At 31.4% G+C, this 4213-nt stretch carries 4 protein-coding genes and 1 pseudogene; all 5 read left to right on the plus strand.

Going from position 1 to position 4213, the window contains the following annotated elements; genetic code table 11:
- Positions 1-93 precede the first annotated feature (93 nt).
- Positions 94-336, plus strand: a pseudogene (locus AMS59_RS24640) (immunity protein YezG family protein); the annotation flags it as partial.
- A gap of 488 nt (positions 337-824) precedes the next feature.
- A complete protein-coding gene (locus AMS59_RS24645; protein ID WP_082337763.1) occupies positions 825-1595 on the plus strand; it encodes a pre-toxin TG domain-containing protein in 771 nt (256 codons plus the stop codon).
- Between the two features lie 27 nt (positions 1596-1622).
- Positions 1623-2855, plus strand: coding sequence for a PoNi-like cognate immunity protein (locus AMS59_RS23450; protein WP_053486119.1), 1233 nt, complete (start codon positions 1623-1625; stop codon positions 2853-2855).
- 223 nt (positions 2856-3078) lie between these two features.
- Complete coding sequence (locus AMS59_RS23455) at positions 3079-3435, plus strand: hypothetical protein (RefSeq protein ID WP_053486120.1); 357 nt, start codon at positions 3079-3081, stop codon at positions 3433-3435.
- Between the two features lie 10 nt (positions 3436-3445).
- Positions 3446-3826 carry a hypothetical protein gene (locus tag AMS59_RS23460; protein ID WP_053486121.1) on the plus strand — a complete coding sequence of 127 codons (381 nt, stop codon included), beginning with the start codon at positions 3446-3448 and terminating at the stop codon, positions 3824-3826.
- Positions 3827-4213 lie beyond the last annotated feature (387 nt).

Here is a 4213-nt window from a genome sequence, read left to right on the forward strand (position 1 = left end):
TACATGTCTTCGTTTTTACTCTAAAAAGGCGGAAGAATAAATCTGAAATTTCAGTTAAAATTCATGCGACGGTAGTGAGTAGAATTACAAAATAAATTTTATGATTTAAGACAAATATTTATTGATAATGATCAAGAACCATGGACGAATTTAACGCTGACATTAAAGTATCCTGGAAAAATAAAAATTAATTATGATTATGAAGACATAATTAATTCAGCAATACTCCCGACTCAGCGACAAATGATTTTTGAATATCAACAATTAGGTCTGTTACCTCAAAGTGAGGAAAACAGAAAGCTTATACAAAATTATATCAATAATTTAAAAGGGTAAAACGGAACCTTAACAATGTCTACAATTCAGATTATCTGCCCATATTTGTGACTTCTTTTTGTATGCCTCCCCTTGCTATGCGATGGGTTCCGGAAGTTTTGAGCTATGGACAAGAAAAAACAATCGTACATTTCAATTAAAACAGATTACACTTACATGGTGGAAATAAATCTGGTTATTACATAAGAAAGATTCTTGAGGGATTTATTAAAATTCAAAATTTCTTAAAAAATTGAAATTTTATATAATTAAGTAACTTAATCCTTTTAAATGCACTCAGCATGCGTATGAACTATATTTGGTGATAAATTGTACCCTATAAGATAGGCACTTTGAAAAGGTCAATCTTATAGGGTACTTTTGTTTATAATCTGCTTCATCAGCTTTGTATTAGATGGTATTACCGACAACAACTGTTAAGGCGGCTAAAAGCGTAGCAAAAACAACTGTTAATTCGGCTAAAAGTGCAACAAAGAAAGCAGCAGTAGCTGTTAAATCGGTTAGTATCAGCCAAGCAATCAACCACAGCTGATTTCATTCTAGGCGTTGGTAATGCCAAAGCTGTTTTTGAAACGGCCTTTGGATTTGATCCATTTACACTGGACAAATTGAGTGCGATGGATCGAGGGATATCAGCGGCAGGTATATTGGGTGGTGGATATGCTAAAGCAGCTGGAAAAGGTGGGAAGGCTACATTAAATCTCTTCTCCAACAGCAAAAATGCGACTAATGCAGCCGAAACAGCTGCAAATTCATCGAAAAATATACCTGTAGATGACTTTAATCTGGGGACAGCTACAAACAAGCAAAAAGGTAATTATGGAGAAATAAAGTCAAGTGACAATTTATTAAACAATCAAAGTTTAAAAGATGCTGGATATGACTTAAAGCCAATTGGTAGGGGTGCCCCATCAAGTGTAAATGATAAAATTGTAAAAGGGATAGACGGATTATACCAAAACAAAAATACAGATTCTAATATCAAATATGTTATTGATGAAGCAAAGTTTGGTAGTTCACAATTATCGAAAACACCTAAAGATGGACCACAAATGTCAGATGGCTGGTTGACCGGTTCGGAAACTGGAAAAAGTAGAATTTTGGAAGCTGTTGATGGAGATAAAAAATTAGCAGGAAAGATTGAAACAGCATTGGAGGAGGGTGAAGTTGAGAGAGTACTATCAAAAGTCGATAGTAGTGGAAATGTTAAAACATATAGGTTAGATGCAAAGGGTGACATAATCGGAGAATGGCCTTAAGTCAAAGGCAAGGAGGAATCAGATGTTATGAGAGATCATCTATGTACAGAAGAAAAATGTAGAGAAGGTATAGAATATAATAAAGAGTTTATCGATAAGAATATAGAGGATATTAAAAATTTTGAAGAAGACGAAAAAAATGGTATTCAAAGAAAACCTAATGATAATAAAAGTATTATAGAAGCAAGATATTTAAGGAATTTTAGATATGAGATGGAGGATATTAGGGCAAAGTATTCTTTAGGAGAAGACATTAGTACAATAGAAGAAGATTTTCTTCATGCAATTAAGGATGTAGAGCATACAGGGACTAGGGTAGTCGGATATATAAATCTGCTTTGGATGATTTCCTTAGGAATATTATTAGAAACTGATAAAAAGAATATTGTTAGACTAGCTAAGGTGGTTGAAGAAAAGAATATTCAAGATTCATTGATTGATTATTTATTATGTGTCGGTGATATTGGATACACAAAAATCACAGATGTTTATTTTAAAGAAAATCCATATGCAAAAACAAAAGAAATTATAGAACTAGCGCAAACCGATAAAAAAGAAGCATCTAAAAGATTACAAACGTATATGGAGAAAGAATGGTTTAAAGGCCATTATGATTATGAATGGAAAAATGCACATAAAGAACCTGGATATGTAGGGTTTTGGAGCTTTGAAACAGCCGCACTAGCAAAGATACTAGAACTTGATGATGCAAGCCTAATAAATAATAATCACTATCCATATGAACTGGCGCACTACAAAAATTCAATGAAATTCAAACCAATCTCCCTAAGTGAATACAACTATGAGCAAGAGATTGAAGAGATGGATGAAATAATAGAAGGAATCGAAAATAACCCTTTATTGGAAAAGGTAGTTCCAACAAGATGGCACTCATTTGTCAATGAATTGATACATGATTATGAGAATATGGATGATAGTAGTTTTTATGAAAAATACAAAAAACTTATAGGGCTAGATCAAATCTGGTTTTTATTACAAGAATATGAAAAAGAAAATGAGCAAAAAAATCTGTTGGGAAGTTTAATTGTTTTTGCAATGACAGAAAAAGGATATATACTGCAGTTGGATTATAAAGAAGATGTGGAAGAATACTATTCAGGTATGAAAAATTACTGGAATGATACAAGAACAAAGCTGATTCAATTTATCTTAAATAATGATCAGAATTATTATGCATTAGTACCGATGGAAGTAAATGTTGGAGAGATGTATGAGGTTATTGTTAAAGATATAAAGTAAATTAATAAGGAAACCGTTCTTAAAGTGGAAAAAATGTTGGTTTTAAAAAGTAAATTTTGAATCAATAGAATATTTTCAAAGGGTCTGTTATTAGGATTGAGTAAGTTAAATTTAATGAATGATAAAATGGTGGTAGTTGGAAAATCCAACTGCCACCATTTCTTTAAAGGAGCGGGTTTTATAATTTAAGGGTACGGGGAATAATAGTAAAAATATTAGCAGAATGAATTTTGGAAATACTGAATTATTAGAATCACATTTTGGAAAACATGGGGGTGAATTTGGAAGGGCATATTCTAATGCTAATGAGTATCTAGCAGGAGCTAATGATGTAATAAAAAATGGAACAAAAGTTCAGTATGACTATAATGGAGAACTAAGAACAGGCTATGTTAAATTTATGAAAAACAGTAGTTTAACTAATCCTAAAGGTGTTCCTATAAAAAGTTATGCTAAGTTTGAATTTGTAGGAACAAATAATTTGGGATATATTACAACGTATCATGTTGAAAGTGGTAAAACTTTTTGGAAAATGATGAATAAAGGAAAGAATATTCCTGTTATTAATCCTGTTGAATAGAGGAGAAATTATGAATAACAAAATAGAAGTATGTAAGTTTGACTCTCTTGTTGAGGAAGAAATAAAATTCTTAGTTAATAATCAAGAAGTTACAGCATTTAATGTGTCCCCTCAAAAACTGGAAGTAGGTAAAGAGTATGAAGTTGAAATAGATATATTTGTAAATGATGGTTTGGATATAGAGGAACAAAATAATCAATATTTGAAAAAAGTTGAGCACATCAATAATTATAGTTATATTCTTTGGGGTGAAATGTTAAAAGATAATATTTTAGATGTAGGTTTTTTCATTACCAGTGATTTATTTGATGATTATCAATATTTGATAGGACAATATGTTTCTGTGAAAGTTGATAGATTACAATTGTATTGCGAATACAAGGTAAGGTAATCTAATATGACTTCTTCTACAATTTAGCTGTCCAACAAGTCCAATTATGTAAAGGTAGTAAAATCCTTCGCAACCCGTCTTTTACACTTACTATAATTTAGTTGATAATCGAGATAATTTAATGACAGTGACACTTTGGGTCACTAGCGTCGCATTAAAATAATTCCACACTAACATTTAAACTGAATTTTCTGTAATATATTCCAGGCACGAAAAAATCCTTTATAATGGTTTGGCGGTAGTAACCTATCCAAATCCAATATAAAGGATCGACGTATGGATAAGATTACACGAAAAACATCATTTGAATAATGGCTTTCACCAATTTCAGCAGAAAAAATGCATGAATACGTTGAAAACCATCAATTAAATTACTATACAAAGAAG

The organism is Lysinibacillus sp. FJAT-14745 (assembly GCF_001275675.1).
GTDB lineage: Bacteria > Bacillota > Bacilli > Bacillales_A > Planococcaceae > Lysinibacillus.